A 16,466-nucleotide genomic window follows, 5' to 3' on the forward strand; every position below is an offset into this window, starting at 1 on the left:
CAGCACCGCCTCCGGGAAAAGTGTCAAGTCTGATAGACTGGCACTGCTTCCACCCAGCTCGCACTGCGCTTAGCCGGGCTACTCCCCCGGAGGAGCCGGTGAGCCGGGCCCGCCCGGCATAACGAGAACGGACTCAGAAGCGCGTCACGAACGGTGCGGTATCCGGCAAAGCGATGGTGGTTGACGCTTTGAGCTGCGGGGTCCCCAGATAGAGAAAGCCCACGATCTTATCCTGCTCGCGGCAGGCAAACCCTTCGCGTACAACCGGGCTTTCGGTTAACGCGCCGCTGCGCCAGATGCCGTTAAACCCCTGCGCCACGGCCGCCATCTGCATGGCCATCACCGCACAGCCCGCCGACATCTCTTGCTCCCACTTTGGCACCTTCGGATGATCTTCACAGCGCGCCACCACCGCAATGATCAGCGGCGCGCGAAACGGCGCGCTGCGCGCTTTTTCAATCGCTTTTTCATCTCCCCCTGCCGCCACCGCGCCTTTTTCCAGCAGCTGGCTGAAGCGCTCGCGCCCTTCATCGACAATAATGAAGAAGCGCCACGGCTGCAGCGTCCCGTGGTCCGGCGCGCGCAGGCCAGCGCGAAGGATGTTTTCCAGCTGTTCGCCCGCCGGAGCCGGGTCGGTCAGACGTGAAGCGCTGCGGCGATTAACCAGTAGTTCGAGAGCATCCATCTGTATAACTCCTGTGATGTGATTTTTCATAAAATTAACATGCGCAAGGATTTTGTTACAGCCCAACGGGTGATTCCTGCTGACAACCGACGGCACTCTCATTAGGATAGCCAGACGCGGCAGCCCCTGCGGCTCGCCCATTTTTGATTATGGTTAGGGAGAATACATGCGAACTCTTTGGCGACTGCTCGCCGGATTTTTTAAATGGACATGGCGCGTGCTAAATTTCATTCGCCAGCTCGCACTGAACGTGGTTTTCCTGGTGCTGGTGCTGGCCTGCGTCGGCATCTGGGCCCAGTTCAGTAGTACAACGACAGAGCACGCTACCCGCGGCGCGCTGCTGCTGGATATCACCGGCGTGGTGGTCGATAAACCCTCGGCCAGCAGCAAGCTTGGCGTGATTGGCCGCCAGCTGTTTGGCGCCAGTTCCGATCGCCTGCAGGAAAACTCGCTGTTCGACATTGTGCAGACAATTCGCCAGGCGAAAGACGACCGCAATATCACCGGTATCGTGCTGGATCTGAAGGACTTTGCCGGCGGCGATCAGCCGTCGATGCAGTATATCGGTAAAGCGCTGCGCGAATTCCGCGATAGCGGCAAGCCGGTATATGCCATCGGCAGCAGCTACAGCCAGGGTCAGTACTATCTGGCCAGCTTCGCCAATAAGATCTGGCTCTCGCCGCAGGGCGAAGTGGACCTGCACGGCTTCGCGACCAACGGCCTGTACTACAAATCGCTGCTCGACAAGCTCAAAGTGTCGACCCACGTTTTCCGCGTCGGCACCTACAAGTCAGCGGTAGAGCCGTTTATCCGCGATGATATGTCCCCGGCGGCGCGCGAGGCGGACAGCCGCTGGATTGGCGAGCTGTGGCAAAACTACCTCAATACCATTGCCGCCAACCGCCAGATCACCGCTCAGCAGCTGTTCCCCGGCGCTCAGGGCGTGATTGACGGCCTGCGTAAAGTCGATGGCGACACGGCAAAATACGCGCTGGATAACAAGCTGGTTGATGCGCTGGGCACCTCTACCGAGGTGGAAAAAGCGCTGACTAAACAGTTTGGCTGGAGTAAAGAGGACAACAACTACAGCGCGATCAGCTACTACGATTACACGCTGAAAACGCCTGCCGACCAGGGTTCCGCAATAGCGGTTATCTTTGCTAACGGCGCGATTATGGATGGCGAAGAAACGCCGGGTAACGTCGGCGGCGACACCACCGCCGCGCAGATCCGCGACGCGCGCCTCGATCCGAAAGTGAAAGCGATCGTGCTGCGGGTTAACAGCCCGGGCGGCAGCGTCAGCGCCTCCGAGATGATTCGCGAAGAGCTGGCGGCGGCAAAAGCGGCCGGTAAACCAGTGGTGGTCTCAATGGGCGGCATGGCAGCCTCCGGCGGCTACTGGATCTCCACCCCGGCGGATTATATCGTCGCCAACCCCAGCACCCTTACCGGCTCTATCGGTATCTTTGGGGTGATCAATACCGTCGAAGATACCCTCGGCTCAATTGGCGTCCATACCGACGGCGTGGCCACCTCGCCGCTGGCTGATGTCTCAACCACCAAAGCGCTGCCTCCGGAAGTGCAACAGCTGATGCAGCTCAGCATCGAAAACGGCTACAAGCGTTTTATTACCCTGGTGGCGAACGCGCGTAAGAGCACGCCGGAGAAAATTGACCAAATCGCTCAGGGCCACGTCTGGACCGGTGAAGATGCAAAAGCGAACGGCCTGGTCGATAGCCTTGGCGACTTTGACGACGCGGTGGCAAAAGCCGCCGAACTGGCGAAGCTGAAACAGTGGCATATCAACTACTATCAGGAAGAACCGACCTTCTTTTCGATGGTGGTGGATAGCCTGACGGGTTCCGTTCGCGCGGCGCTGCCGGCAGCGGTCCAGGCGTATCTGCCCGCACCGGTCGCCGCGGCGGCCAATGCGGTGAAAACCGAGAGCGATAAGCTGGCGGCATTCAACGATCCGCAGAACCGCTACGCGTTCTGCTTAACCTGCGCCAATATTCGTTAATCCTCTGCCGCCCCATCCCGTGGGGCGGCATTTACTTTATTTTTTCTTCCGCCCCTCTATACTGCGCCTGTCTACGTTTAACCTAAGCGATGCTATGCAGAAGAAATCTATTTACGTTGCCTATACCGGCGGCACCATTGGTATGCAGCGTTCTGAACACGGCTATATCCCCGTTTCCGGCCATTTACAGCGCCAGCTGGCGTTGATGCCCGAGTTTCACCGCCCGGAGATGCCGGACTTCACCATTCATGAATACGCCCCGTTAATGGACTCTTCCGATATGACGCCGGAAGACTGGCAGCATATCGCCGACGATATTCGCGACCATTATGACCAGTACGATGGTTTCGTGATCCTCCACGGCACGGACACCATGGCGTTTACCGCCTCGGCGCTCTCCTTCATGCTGGAGAATCTGGGAAAACCGGTCATTGTGACAGGGTCACAAATCCCGCTTGCCGAACTGCGCTCTGATGGCCAGATTAACCTGCTCAACGCGCTGTACGTCGCCGCCAACTATCCGATTAACGAAGTGTCGCTGTTCTTCAATAATCGCCTCTACCGCGGCAACCGCACGACGAAGGCCCATGCCGACGGTTTTAACGCCTTCGCCTCGCCCAACCTGGCGCCGCTGCTGGAAGCCGGTATCCATATTCGCCGGCTCGGCACGCCTCCCGCGCCGCACGGCAGCGGCGAGCTGGTGGTTCACCCTATCACGCCGCAGCCGATTGGCGTGGTGACGATTTATCCCGGCATTTCCGCCGACGTGGTGCGCAACTTCCTGCGCCAGCCGGTCAAAGCGCTGATCCTGCGCTCCTATGGCGTCGGTAACGCGCCGCAGAACGGCGAGTTTATTCAGGTCCTGGCCGAAGCCAGCCAGCGCGGTATCGTGGTGATTAATTTGACCCAGTGTATGTCCGGCAAGGTCAACATGGGCGGCTACGCCACCGGCAACGCGCTGGCGCAGGCTGGCGTGATTAGCGGATTTGATATGACCGTCGAGGCCACGCTGACCAAGCTACACTATTTGCTGAGCCAGGATCTGGACGTGGCGGCTATCCGTCACGCCATGCAGGAGAATCTGCGCGGCGAACTGACACCCGATGAGTAAGGAGAAGCACATGACCCAGCGCGCGCTGCTACTGGTCGATTTACAAAATGATTTCTGCGCCGGCGGCGCGCTAGCCGTCCCGCAGGGCGACAGCACGGTGGACGTCGCCAACCAGCTTATCGCCTGGAGCCTGGCGCGGGGCGAAACGGTAGTTGCCAGCCAGGACTGGCACCCGGCGAACCACGGCAGCTTTGCCAGTCAGCATCAGGTCGAACCCTATACCCAGGGCGAGCTTGATGGCCTGGCGCAGACGTTCTGGCCGGATCACTGTGTGCAGAATAGCGAAGGCGCGGCGCTGCATCCGCTGCTCAAACAGCAGGATATTGCCGCCGTGTTCCACAAAGGGGAAAATCCGGCCATTGACAGCTACAGCGCCTTTTTCGACAACGGCCACCGGCAGAAAACGCAGCTCGATGCATGGCTGCGCGAGCGCGGCATCAGCGAGCTAACGGTGCTGGGGCTCGCCACCGACTACTGCGTCAAGTTTACCGTGCTTGACGCCCTCAATCTGGGCTACACCGTCAACGTGATTACCGACGGCTGCCGCGGGGTGAATATTCAGCCGCAGGATAGCAATCTGGCGTTTATGGAGATGGCCGCCGCGGGCGCAACTCTCTATACCCTTGACGACTGGCTGGAAACCCACGCATAAAATACGCCGACAGGCATTGTCCTGTCGGCGCGTTATCTCAGGCCAGAGCGGAAATCTCTTCCAGCGACGCGTTGCGCGTTTCGATGCCAAAACAAAACAGAATCAGCGCGCAAAGCGCCAGCAATAAACCAAGAACCATAAATACGGTAATCGCGCCGTAGCGGGTCAGCAGGATAGCGACGCCGTAAGGGGTAAATACGGCGACAATTCTGCCTACCGCGTTAACAAAACCTGAACCGCGCAGACGGAGATGCGTTGGCCACAGCTCCGGCACATATACCGCTGAAGCAAAGCAGACGTACATATACAGGAAAAATATCATCACCAGACCATAGCTTAAGATGGCCCACTCTGCGGTTTGAATCGAATAGAAGTAGCCGAGCACCGCAATAATTATCAGTAGAAATGAGCCAAATAATCGCCGCGGAAAACGGTCGATAATCAGCGCGGCGATAAATATCCCCACCGGCGCCCCAACCATCATTATCGCGGTCATCAAGATAGATTTCGTCACGTCGATCCCCGAATTGACGAAAATCGTTGGGATCCACACCGTGATGGTATAGAGCGAAATGTTCATGGCGATCAGTACCGTGATCGCCACCAGCGTTCGCCGCAGCATCTGACCTTTAAACAGCAGCCAGAAAGAGTCGCTTTCCGCGCACGGCTCCGCCACCGGGGCAGTATTCTGCCAGGACGGCAATGTGATGTTTTTCTCTTTCTCGATTTGCGACTCCACCTGCCGGAGGTGTTCTTCAGCCGCGTGTCGTTGCCCCTTGCCGGCCAGCCAGCGGGGGGATTCAATAAAATACATCCCCGACAGATACCAGGCCAACAGCATAGCCGCACCGCCGAGCAGAAACATCATCCGCCAGCTTAAAAAAGCAATCACTACAACGCCGATGGCCGCCGACAGCATGGGCGACCAGTTGCCGACAAACGACAGTCGGGCGGACCATTTGCCGCGCACCGCGGGCGGAATAAATTCGGTAAATGAGGCATAGCCCACCATAATCAGCGCGCCCATCCCGCAGCCCATCAGACAGCGGAATAAGATAAGCCAGTACATATTGGGCACAAAGGTTGCCGCACAGGCAGAGATCCCGACGATCAGTAAATTGACGCGAAAAGCTTTGCGCCGTCCGAGATAGTCCCCCATAAAACCGCCGGTCAGCGAGCCGATAAAGTAGCCAAACATCAGCGCCGAGGTAAATGCCGCATTGAGATAATTATTTGACCAGCCGTTGCTGACTAATTTTGCCAGCACCACGTTACCGGAATAGCTTAGGAAACCGGTGATTAATAAACTAAAACTAATAATGTCAAAAATACGAAAATGAAATCGCGACAAGGGTAAGCGGTCTAATCTTGCGCCGATAGGGTCACATTGTTCCATCTGGATGCCTCAAATTCAGCTAAATTATAAAGTATGGCGTTGGCGGCAGGGTCACTTTGCCGCGCTGTCCGTCATCATTAAATTTTTATGGCATTACCCAGGTGCAAACGAAAACAATATCGACACCACCAACGGCGAAGTTAATAAACCAGTTGAATATTATTTTCTTTACAGAAAGCAATCCACTGTGCACCGGGCGCCTTATTAGTGATAAGGTAATTAATATGGCTAAAATCCACCAGCTGGACGAACGCTTTACGATCGAATTTGGAGTGATCGACCAGCAGAGCTACTTCGGCTGCCTGGCGAATCATGGTTTTCTTGATTTCCGCTTCCGCTTCGTTAGAGTCAAGCGCCCCGCTCTGCATATCGAGGCCTTTGCAGCTCATTACCATAATATCTACATGATAACGACTGATAATTTCCTTGGTGATCCGCCCCTGCAGCGACAGCGTGTTCTTATTCAGTTCTCCGCCGGTCGAAACAACATTTATTTCCGACTGCGCCAGCTCATGAAATGCTTCCGCCGAGTTGGTTAACAGCGTGAGATCGTTTCTCTCCTTTAGCAGCTTTAATAACTCCATCGCCGTACTGCTGGAATCGGCAGCCATGGTGGTTTTATTTTTAATAAACGGCAAGGCATTACGGGCAATAATTTGCTTCTCTTCAAAATGAGACTTTGCCCGTTTATAAAAATGAATATTGTCGGATAAAGCACTGGTATTTAATACCGCACCGCCGTACGTTCGGGTCAAAAAACCTTCATCTTCGAGCTTTTCCAGATCGCGGCGTATGGTTTCCTCAGTGACCTGAAAAATTGCGCTTAAATTAGAAACCGCCACTTTCTTATCGTTCGTCACCATTTGCTTAATGGCCTGAATCCTGTCTTTTGCCGCCACGATAACACCTCTGTTTCCCGCAAAGTAATAACCCCCTGGCCTCTGCCAGGATATGTTTGTTTTCAAAATAACATGTCCGAATAGCAGATTCCAATATTCTTTTACACAGAAACAGAGGTCAATGATGCCGCTCTTATTTTGTCTCCACCGCTTCCGCCATTCGTCTCATCAATAATGAATCATCATCCGTCAAAGCGATGGTCAGCGCGGCAATATTTTCACGCACCTGTTCGGGCGCCGTGGCGCCGCTGAGTAAGGTGATTAAATCGCTTTGCTTTAAAATCCACGCCAGCGCCAGCGCGGGGATGGTGCAGCGGTATTTTTCGCACAGCGGCTGCCACTGCTCAAGCATATCAATCACGCGCAGCATATTTTCCCGCTGGAACCAGACCTTATTAGCACGCGCGCCGCCGGGAACATAATCACGGCCGATAGTGCCGGTCAGTAGCCCCTGTTCAAGCGGCGAGTAGACCTGCACCACAATACCGTTCTGCTGACAGAGCGGCAGCAGCTCGGCTTCCAGCGCCCGGTCAAGAATGCTGTACTTGGCCTGCACGATATCCAGCTCGCCGTGTTTGAGGTACTCCCTGATATGCCCGACATCGACGTTCGCCGCGCCGATGGCGCGAATCTTGCCCTCTTTCTTTAGCGCGTTCAGCGTGGCGACGGTCTCCGCAATTGGCGTAAAGCAGGGCTCCACCGACTGCCAGTGGGTCATATAGATATCAATGGTGTCGATACCCAGCCTTTGCAGGCTGGCCTCCACCTCTTCGCGAATCGACTCGGGCGTCAGGTTTTTGTACAGCTGGCGATCGCCGACCTTGTTAAACAGGCTACCCGTCCGCTCCCAGACGATACCGCATTTGGTTTCGACGACGACTTCACGGCGCGGCAGCTGTTCAAGCGCCTGGCCGACAATCACTTCGCTGTTGCCAAAGTTGTAGCCCGGCGCGGTATCAATCAGATTGATCCCACAGCGATGCGCCTCAACAATGGTATCGATACATATCTGCAGGTCGAGATCGCCGTTCCATGCCGGGCCACCGCCAATGGCCCATGTGCCTAATCCCATGCGGGAAAGCGTCATATCCGTACTGCCTAAAGGAATCATTTTCATCTGCTGCTATTACCCTTCGTATTCGTCGAGAAGTTGTTCAACCAGCTTTCTGTTCTTCACGCCCGTGGTGGCGCCTACGCTAAGCACCGAGATCGCGGCCGTTGCGTTAGCAAACAGCGCGCAGTCGCGCAGCGGTTTGCCTTCCAGCAGCGCGGAGATAAATCCCGAGGCAAAATTGTCCCCCGCGCCAATGGTGTCGATGGCGGTAATGCCAGAAACCGCCGGAACCTCCATTTTCATATCGGCACGCTTAATAAAGCAGCCTCTCTTGCCGGTCTTGATGACGACCGTTTTTACACCGCAGCTCAGGAAACAGTCGGCAATCTCATCCAGCGTCTCTTCGCCGGTGAGCAGTTTTGCCTCGGCAAAATTGGGAAACAGATAATCGACGTAGCTCAGCGCCTCACGAATATCCTCAAGGGTTTCGTTAAGCCGCGGCTTAATCATATCGGCGCAAATAATTAACCCATGCGCTTTGGCCTGAATGAAGATCTCCGTTAACGCTTTGCCGTCGAGCAGCGGGCTATTAAAAATGCTCGCCAGCGACAGCAGCGTTGCCTGAGAGAAGCGGTCAAAATCAACATCGTTAATATTCAGCTTCCACAGGCTCCCGTTGCGGTTAGTCACAAAAGTACGCTCGCCATCGGCGGTGACTAAGCCCACGTTGATTGAGGTATCGATTTCGCTATCCTGCTTCAGGCTATGGATATCAATATTCTCCCGGCTGCAGTGTTCAAGAATAAAATGTCCTGCAGCGTCGTTCCCTATCCGGCTAATTAATGCTGTTCGGTGACCGAGTCGGGAAATAATAGTGGCCTCATTAATGGCATCTCCCCCGGTGGTCATGGCGATACGTTCTAACGGATAAGAGTCGACATCAAAGATATTTTTACTCACCGGCTGCAGAGGAATATCTACGATAGCCGCGCCCAGACAAATAACCTCGATATTATCCATATTGTCATTCCGCTTTCCCGTCAGAACCAAACAGTTTGATCTTCTCCAGCGCGCGCGCTTTCACCGCTTTGCGAACTTCACGTTCTACGTGCAGGAACGGCTGATTGTGGTTCTCCTGTACCGCCGCCATCGCCGCCTGGCACAGTTCGGTATGGATGTTAATCTTCGAAATACCTAACGATATGGCCTGCTTAATATCCGCGTCGCTAATGCCGGACGCGCCGTGTAGCACCAGCGGAACGGATACCGCCTCGCGCACACGTTTCACTACATCAAAATTCAATTTCGGTTCTGAGGTATAGACGCCGTGCTGGTTGCCAATCGCCACCGCCAGCGAATCGCAGCCGGTACGCTCGACGAACTCCGCCGCCTGATCCGGGTCGGTATAGTGATAGTCCGCCAGCGCTTCTTCGTAGACCGTTTCATTCCCCACATGCCCCAGCTCCGCCTCAACCGGAATACCCAGCGGATGGAAGAAATCCACCGCCTCTTTGGTCAGGCGAATGTTCTCTTCAAAATCAAAGGCTGAAGCGTCGCGCATCAGCGAATTCATGCCGTGGACCCAGGCGTTGTGGATTATCTCCATGCTGCGCCCGTGGTCCCAGTGAGCAATCACCGGAACCGACGCCTTTTTGGCCATCGAAACCATCATATGCGAAAAATCTTCAAACGAGGTATTGCCCACAAATCCGGTACCGAAAGAGATAATCACCGGCGACTTAGCCTCTTCCGCTGCATCAATAACTCCCATCAGCATTTCCGCATTCCACACGTTAAAGTGGGCAATCGCATAATGTTTATTCTGAGCATCGCTTTCCCAATATTTAATATCTGCCAGCATGGTTGTTTCTCCCTTTGCAATACATTAATGGTTAACTTTAATAACGCCTTTAATAATCTCGCGTTTGTTATTAACGGATTCATCAAACGCGCGCTGAACATCCTCAAAATCATAAATATGCGTCACCATCGATTTCACATCGAAACGCCCGGAGGAGATCGCTTCTATGGTGACCGGATAGCGGTTGGCATAGCGGAAGACGGTCTGAATCGAGACCTCACGGTTAATTTTGAGGAAATTGATGGCTGAATCACCGGGAACCGTACCGACGATCATGATTTTTCCTCCGCGCATCACCAGGTAAGGAGCCTGCTTAACGGTGATGGCCGACCCGGCCGTTTCAAAAACAACATCGGCCCCCATATCGCCGGAGAACTGCTGGCAGCGCCCAACGGTGTCCTCTTTCGCGCCGTTGATAACGACTTTGGCTCCGAGCTGTTCGGCCATGGCAAGGCGTTTTTCCAGCACATCAACCACCGCGATGTCGGTTGCCCCCAGGCAAAGGCATGCCTGCAGGGTCATTAAGCCAATACAGCCTGCGCCAAGTATGACGATTTTCTTGCCCGGCTTGACGTTCGCCAGCATTGCGGCATGCATGCCAACCGCCGCAGGCTCCACCAAAGCGCCTTCAAGGGTGTCCATGTTATCGGGCAGTTTGTAAGTGAAGCTCTCCGGATGGCATAGATAGTGGGTTAGCGCACCGCGATAATTTGGCTGCGTGGCCATAAAGTCGACGTCGGGACAGATATTGTATTTTCCCTCCAGGCAGTAGCGACAGTGGCCGCACGGCACGCCGGGTTCAATATTCACCCGGTCGCCCGGCTTAAATTTGCTCACGCTTTTGCCTACGGCCACCACCGTACCGGCACATTCGTGTCCCAGACCAATTTCCTGATTAGGGTCTTTCGGCGGAATAAAGGGCCCCGACTCAAAACCGTGGACATCTGAACCACAAATTCCGACGTATTCAATTTTGATCAGCACTTCATGTTCTTTGGGTACCGGGATATCGGCAGCGATAATTTTCATCGTGCCCGGTGTTTTTAATATCGCTTTTGAATTTTTCATTTTATTGCCCGTCAATATTATTTGCTGGTAACTGCATCAATACCGAGACTTTCGACAGAGACGCCTTTAGTTTCAATTCCGATGGTTGCAATAGCGATAGCGACAATAATGGAGACGGCCCCCAGCAGCACAAACACCCCGGTTACGCCATAGCCGTTAAGCAGTACCGCCACCGCATAAGGCGCGGCGATACCGCTGATTCGCCCCACCGCGTTCGCGAGACCCGACCCGCGAAGCTTCGCTTCAGTCGGCCATATTTCCGGAACATAAACCGCCGAGGCGTAACAGACGTACATATAGACAAACGTAATCAGGAAGAAGCCAATTAACGTAATCAGCAGCATGCTGGTTTGCAGCGAATAGATATATCCCAGCGCGGCAATTAACACTAACAGACCTACACCCATCGTCTTTCTGGGAATTTTATCCATCACCAGCATGGCGATAAAAATCCCGAACGGCGCGCCGAACATACTCATGGTATTTAAGACAATAGAGTCTTTCAGATTAATACCCTGGGTCATAAATATCGTCGGTAGCCAGTTAATTAAGGTGTACTGGACGACGTTCATGGCTATCAGCACGAAGGAGCCTAAAATAACCCGTTTCAGCAATGCCCCCGTTAATAAGGCCGAATAAGGAACGGCGCGCGGCGGTTTGCCGTCATCATCGATAACTACCGGCGGCAGCGACTTGCCCGTCTGCCGAGCCACCCGCCCTTCAATGGCCCGCATTATCTCCTCAGCTTCCGCATAGCGCCCGCGAGACTCCAGCCAGCGGGGGGACTCAGGGAAACTGCGCCAGGCAATCACGGTAGCAATCAGCGACAACGCGGCCGGGATCAACAGCTGCACGCGCCAGTTCCATTCCGCGCTAATTAGCGGCGTTAATACCATCGCGATCAGCGAACAGAGCGGATAAGACCAGTTACCGATAAACGAGACCCGACTGGACCATGTTCCGCGATTTCTGCCGGGCATATATTCGGTGAAACCGGCAAATAAGGTCACCAGCAGCGCGCCTAATCCCACGCCCATGACAAAACGACAGGCAATAAGGAAGCTCATATTCGGGGAAAACGCCCCGATGACCATGGCGATAATATGAATCGCTTCATACAAAATAAACGCGTTTTTACGCCCAATTTTATCGCCAATGATGCCGCCGCCGAGCGCGCCAAGAAACATACCTGCCGTGGTAATGGCGGAGAACGTGGCGGTAGTCGAATTGTCGGTCCAGCCGAGCTCTTTTAACTGCGCGAGAATTAATCCACCAACGGCATTACTCCAGCAGACCAGTAATCCGAAAGCGACCATGGCAAACATCGAAGAGTGCCAGCGGCAGTCAGGCAGGCGATCCAGCCTGGCGCCGCAGTGCGGTTTTGCTATCTGTTCCATCGGATAACGTTCCTTTTATCACGGGGTTATTCATCAAAGTCGTAAGTCATGATGACTTTGATGGCGGTTTTATCGACCATGGCGTCAAACCCTTCGCGCCATTGCGACAGGCCAATGCGATGCGTGATCATTGGTTTGACTTTGATAGCGCCGCTGGCGAGCAGGCGAATGGCGTTGCGCCAGGACGTAGAGTCATAGGCCATATGCCCGATGATGCTTTTGTTCCACGCGGTGATATCGTTGATGGAGAAGTCCAGCGCTTTGAAGTCCATACCTACGCGCACCACTTCACCGTTGGGGCGCAGCATTTCAATGGATTGTTTGAGAGCGATATTGGCGCCGGAACATTCGATAACCAGCCCCAGATTATCTTTGCCGCAGATTGCCTGGCAGCGAGCGACCACATCTTCGGATGAACCGTTGACGACCGCCGTTGCCCCGAGCGCTTTGGCAACAGGGAAACGCACCGCGACGTCCTCTTCCAGACCGACCATCACGATATTAACGGCCCCCATAATGCGCGCCATCTGTACGGCAAATAGCCCTAATGGACCGGTACCGAAAACCACCACGTCCTGACCGGGAAGAAACCTGGATTGTTGGGCGAGCGATTTATAGGCATTACAGATAGGATCCAGCACCGCAGCTTCTTCGTAATCAACGCCCGGCGGGATTTCCCACAGCGCGTGGCGATGAATTTTGAGGATCTCCCCCGGCACCAGGCAGTATTTCGAAAATCCGCCGCCCCAGGTATTGTTGTCCAGGCCTAAATTCACTTTTTCTGTACAACACAGAAAATCGCCCTGTTCGCAGGCCGGACACACGCCGCAGACGTGCCCGCTGTTGTCAGAAACCACCCGCTGGCCGACCTTCCAGTCCTTGACCTTTTCGCCAACCCGGACAATTGCACCGGCAAATTCGTGACCGCGAATGGAGTTAAATTCATCGGAGCCGCTGTCCACGTTGTAGTGTTTCATATCCGCGCCGCAGATGGCGGCGGCTTTGATTTCAATCACCACGTCATCCGGTCCGCACGCCGGCTCCGGAACATCAATCATCTTATAGCCGCCAAAGGCCTTACCAAATCTTGCCAGTGCTTTCATTGCGTTTTCCTTTGTTTAATGATTTTGCATCAGTGAAAGCCATACTTAACCACAGAATCTTTGAGGTCAATATTAAATCTTTAAAACACAGATATTGATCTGCATTTCACAACTCAGATCACAAATACGGTAAAATTCGCCGAGGGAGATGATTGAAGTGAAGAAAAGGACGTCGTCTCACTACCGCTTCGCTAATGCAGCCGTGAACCGCTTCGCATTTTTGCGCAGCGGAAGATGCTAGGCTGCACGAGCTGTTTTTTTCGCCACGCCATTTCCGTGGCGTGTTTGCTTTTCAATGTCACTTTTAAGTCAAAGAGGATCCGCTATGAAACTTTTGCCTTTACTGGCAGCTTTACCCCTGCTCTGCGCGAGCGTTGTTTCCGCTAACTCACTGATGTCCGTCGGCTACTTTAACGGCGGCGGCGACGTCACTGCCGGTCCAGGCGGCGATATTGATAAACTGGACGTACGCCAGATTACCCATCTCAACTACTCGTTTGGTCTGGTTTACAACGATGAAAAAGACGAAACCAACGCCGCCCTGAAAGATCCGAGCAAGCTGCATCAAATTTGGCTGTCGCCGAAAGTGCAGGCTGATTTACAGAAAATCCCCCGCTTGCGCCAGCAGAACCCGAACCTGAAAGTCTTGCTTTCCGTAGGCGGCTGGGGAGCGCGCGGATTCTCCGGCGCGGCGGCGACGAAGGAAACCCGGGCGGTGTTTATTCAGTCCGCTCAGGCGATTATTGAAAAATACGGTCTCGATGGGATCGATCTGGACTGGGAGTATCCGGTCAACGGCGCGTGGGGGCTGGTCGCCAGCCAACCGGCCGATCGCGATAATTTTACCGCCCTGCTGAAAGAGCTGCGCGCGGCGGTCGGTAATAAAAAACTGGTGACCATCGCCGTAGGCGCCAACGCGGAGAGCCCAAAAAGCTGGGTGGACGTCAAAGCCATTGCGCCATCGCTCGACTACATCAACCTGATGACCTACGACCTGGCCTACGGTACCCAGTACTTCAATTCCAACCTGTATGATTCAACCCGCTGGCCGACGGTCGCAGAAGCGGATAAGTACAGCGCGGACTTTATAGTGAACAACTACCTTGCCGCCGGTCTAAAGGCGAGCCAGATGAACCTGGGGATTGGTTTCTATGGCCGGATACCCAAACGCGCCGTCGAGCCGGGTATTGACTGGAGCAAGCCGGACGCGCAGAAAAACCCGGCCACCCGCCCCTACTTTGCGGCTCAACAGATTGAACTGTTCGAATCGCTGGGCGTCGATCTGACCAAAGATACCTATGTGAAATATAACGATATCGTGGCGAAGTTAATCAACGATCCGCAGAAGCGCTTTACTCAGCATTGGGATGATGAAGCGAAGGTACCGTGGCTGTCGGTGCAGTCCGCCGACGGTCAAGCCCTCTTTGCGCTTTCGTATGAGAACCCGCGCTCGGTGGCCATCAAGGCTGACTACATCAAGAGCAAGGGGCTGGGTGGCGCGATGTTCTGGGAGTACGGCGCCGATGACCAGAATCAGTTAGCGAAACAGCTGGCCGAGTCATTGGGGATCAAACGCTGATCTGCGCGGTGTCAGCGCCAGCACAATAGGTTATGATAACCCCATTCCGCTGCGCCGGCTCCGGCGCAGCTTTTCATTTGCAACAAAAGGCATGGGTATTATGGCTTATATCCCGAAAAACTACGCCCGTCTGGAAGTCGGTTACCGCGAAAAAGCGCTGAAGCTCTTCCCCTGGGTCTGCGGACGCTGCTCGCGAGAGTTTGTCTATTCAAACCTGCGTGAACTGACGGTACACCATATTGACCACGACCACTCCAATAACCCGGAAGATGGTAGCAACTGGGAGATGCTGTGCCTGTACTGTCACGATCATGAGCACTCAAAATACACTGAAGCCGATCTGTATGGCTCGACGGTGGTCGCTGGCGAAGATGCGCAGAAAAGCGTCGGCGAAGCGAAATATAACCCCTTCGCCGATCTTAAAGCGATGATGAACAAGAAGTAACGCTGTGATACCTCAAAGCCCGGCGCGCAGTTAGCCGGGCTGACGCAGGCCTTTTCAGCCTCAGGATTTAAAGGTCGCGATAGGCTGCGGCGTAATGCCGAAGTCAACTTTCAGCTGCTGTTTACTCTTCATCACCATCTGCCCGTTGGTATCGATGGTCATATGCTGCGCGTCAACGTTGTATCGCGCCTGCCAGAGCATCACCAGCTGCAGACAGTTCTCTTTCTGTTCGTCAGTCAACGCCACGCCGTCCGGCCATTTACCCAGCTCAACCGCCGTCGCCAGGCGCTGATAAACTTCCGGCGTCATACCGTCAATAATCCGCTCAATTTCCATCTTCCGCCAACCCCGTTTGGAATAATTTGCTGAATCGTTTTTTCAACCCTTAATTTGCTCACCGTTTTCATCATTGGTGAAGCTTAATGAGGCCGAATTAACACAAAAACGCTCTCCGGTAGGCTGTGGACCATCCGGGAATACGTGCCCAAGGTGAGCATCGCAGTTTCCGCAGCGAATTTCCGTGCGCTGCATACCGTGGGAGTAATCATTAAGGTAGCGGATAGCGTCATCGCTGACGGGCTCATAAAAGCTTGGCCAGCCGCAGCCGGAATCATACTTGGTTTGCGAGTGAAACAGCGCGGCATCGCACACCAGGCAGTGGTAGACGCCATCGCGTTTGTTGTGGAGCAACCGCCCGGTGAACGGCGGTTCAGTACCGTGATTCTGCGTCACGTAAAACTGCATCTCGCTCAAATTTTTTTTGAGCTCGTCCGAAGAGGGTTTATTCGACATTGGCTTGCTTCTCGCTGTGAAAGGACAACTTTTCACGTCAATTCTAACAAAATATTAACAATGAAGCGTGCACTTTTGTTCTAAACTTAGGCGACGCCAAAAGGCAGCCACACAATTGTGATGAATATCACATTTTTATCTTCAGTGACCTTTAAAATTCCGGGCGCAGCCCCCATATGGAATTGGGCTCAAAGGGAAAGTGGGATAAATCGACCGCGCAAAGGCATGCTCTGGATTGATTTGTCGCAATGATTGACACGATTCCGCTTGACGCTGCGTAAGGTTTTTGTAATTTTACAGGCAACCTTTTATTCACTAACAAATAGCTGGTGGAATATATGACTATCAAAGTAGGTATCAACGGTTTTGGCCGTATCGGTCGCATTGTTTTCCGTGCTGCTCAG

General features: G+C 54.0%; 17 protein-coding genes. 6 read left to right on the top strand and 11 right to left on the bottom strand.

The window, feature by feature from the left end; translation table 11 throughout:
• Nucleotides 1-133: 133 nt before the first annotated feature.
• Nucleotides 134-685, bottom strand: coding sequence for an NAD(P)H nitroreductase (locus FQK12_RS17505; protein WP_014228963.1), 552 nt, complete (start codon nt 683-685; stop codon nt 134-136).
• Between the two features lie 166 nt (nt 686-851).
• Here FQK12_RS17505 and sppA point away from each other — a divergent pair, with 166 nt between their 5' ends.
• The 3 genes from sppA (at nt 852) to pncA (ending at nt 4,468) form a co-directional block, all read left to right on the top strand.
• Nucleotides 852-2,705: a signal peptide peptidase SppA gene (gene sppA / locus FQK12_RS17510; RefSeq protein WP_014228962.1), complete on the top strand. Its 1,854-nt coding sequence runs from the start codon at nt 852-854 to the stop codon at nt 2,703-2,705.
• Nucleotides 2,706-2,799: 94 nt separating this feature from the next.
• A complete protein-coding gene (gene ansA, locus FQK12_RS17515; protein ID WP_004850037.1) occupies nt 2,800-3,816 on the top strand; it encodes an asparaginase in 1,017 nt (338 codons plus the stop codon).
• Between the two features lie 10 nt (nt 3,817-3,826).
• On the top strand, nt 3,827-4,468 hold the full coding sequence (pncA, locus tag FQK12_RS17520) for a bifunctional nicotinamidase/pyrazinamidase (RefSeq protein ID WP_014228961.1): 642 nt from the start codon (nt 3,827-3,829) through the stop codon (nt 4,466-4,468).
• A 37-nt stretch (nt 4,469-4,505) separates the two neighbouring features.
• Here pncA and FQK12_RS17525 read toward each other — a convergent pair whose 3' ends face one another.
• The 8 genes from FQK12_RS17525 to FQK12_RS17560 form a co-directional block, all read right to left on the bottom strand.
• Nucleotides 4,506-5,864 carry an MFS transporter gene (locus tag FQK12_RS17525; protein WP_014228960.1) on the bottom strand — a complete coding sequence of 453 codons (1,359 nt, stop codon included), beginning with the start codon at nt 5,862-5,864 and terminating at the stop codon, nt 4,506-4,508.
• A 140-nt stretch (nt 5,865-6,004) separates the two neighbouring features.
• Nucleotides 6,005-6,763, bottom strand: coding sequence for a DeoR/GlpR family DNA-binding transcription regulator (locus FQK12_RS17530; RefSeq protein WP_014228959.1), 759 nt, complete (start codon nt 6,761-6,763; stop codon nt 6,005-6,007).
• 133 nt (nt 6,764-6,896) lie between these two features.
• Nucleotides 6,897-7,880, bottom strand: coding sequence for an aldo/keto reductase (locus tag FQK12_RS17535; protein ID WP_014228958.1), 984 nt, complete (start codon nt 7,878-7,880; stop codon nt 6,897-6,899).
• 9 nt (nt 7,881-7,889) lie between these two features.
• Complete coding sequence (locus FQK12_RS17540; RefSeq protein WP_014228957.1) at nt 7,890-8,837, bottom strand: sugar kinase; 948 nt, start codon at nt 8,835-8,837, stop codon at nt 7,890-7,892.
• 4 nt (nt 8,838-8,841) lie between these two features.
• Complete coding sequence (locus FQK12_RS17545) at nt 8,842-9,678, bottom strand: ketose-bisphosphate aldolase (RefSeq protein WP_014228956.1); 837 nt, start codon at nt 9,676-9,678, stop codon at nt 8,842-8,844.
• Between the two features lie 24 nt (nt 9,679-9,702).
• The gene (locus tag FQK12_RS17550) at nt 9,703-10,746 is read right to left on the bottom strand and encodes an NAD(P)-dependent alcohol dehydrogenase (protein WP_014228955.1); all 1,044 of its coding nucleotides are present in this window, start codon (nt 10,744-10,746) and stop codon (nt 9,703-9,705) included.
• 17 nt (nt 10,747-10,763) lie between these two features.
• Nucleotides 10,764-12,143, bottom strand: a complete 1,380-nt coding sequence (locus tag FQK12_RS17555; RefSeq protein ID WP_014228954.1) for an MFS transporter — start codon at nt 12,141-12,143, stop codon at nt 10,764-10,766.
• 26 nt (nt 12,144-12,169) lie between these two features.
• The gene (locus FQK12_RS17560) at nt 12,170-13,246 is read right to left on the bottom strand and encodes a zinc-binding dehydrogenase (RefSeq protein ID WP_014228953.1); all 1,077 of its coding nucleotides are present in this window, start codon (nt 13,244-13,246) and stop codon (nt 12,170-12,172) included.
• Between the two features lie 325 nt (nt 13,247-13,571).
• Between FQK12_RS17560 and FQK12_RS17565 the strand changes: the two genes are divergently transcribed.
• On the top strand, nt 13,572-14,825 hold the full coding sequence (locus FQK12_RS17565) for a glycoside hydrolase family 18 protein (protein ID WP_014228952.1): 1,254 nt from the start codon (nt 13,572-13,574) through the stop codon (nt 14,823-14,825).
• A gap of 100 nt (nt 14,826-14,925) precedes the next feature.
• The gene (gene yajD, locus FQK12_RS17570) at nt 14,926-15,270 is read left to right on the top strand and encodes an HNH nuclease YajD (protein WP_004138290.1); all 345 of its coding nucleotides are present in this window, start codon (nt 14,926-14,928) and stop codon (nt 15,268-15,270) included.
• A 60-nt stretch (nt 15,271-15,330) separates the two neighbouring features.
• Here yajD and FQK12_RS17575 read toward each other — a convergent pair whose 3' ends face one another.
• Complete coding sequence (locus FQK12_RS17575) at nt 15,331-15,606, bottom strand: YeaC family protein (protein ID WP_004850031.1); 276 nt, start codon at nt 15,604-15,606, stop codon at nt 15,331-15,333.
• Between the two features lie 42 nt (nt 15,607-15,648).
• Nucleotides 15,649-16,062, bottom strand: a complete 414-nt coding sequence (gene msrB / locus FQK12_RS17580) for a peptide-methionine (R)-S-oxide reductase MsrB (protein ID WP_004121465.1) — start codon at nt 16,060-16,062, stop codon at nt 15,649-15,651.
• A gap of 338 nt (nt 16,063-16,400) precedes the next feature.
• On the opposite strand from msrB, the gene FQK12_RS27705 reads away from it, so the two are divergent.
• On the top strand, nt 16,401-16,466 hold a 66-nt coding region (locus tag FQK12_RS27705; RefSeq protein WP_261393133.1), incomplete at its 3' end, for a hypothetical protein.

Origin of the sequence: Klebsiella sp. ME-303 (assembly GCF_007910085.1) — a bacterium.
GTDB lineage: Bacteria > Pseudomonadota > Gammaproteobacteria > Enterobacterales > Enterobacteriaceae > Klebsiella > Klebsiella michiganensis.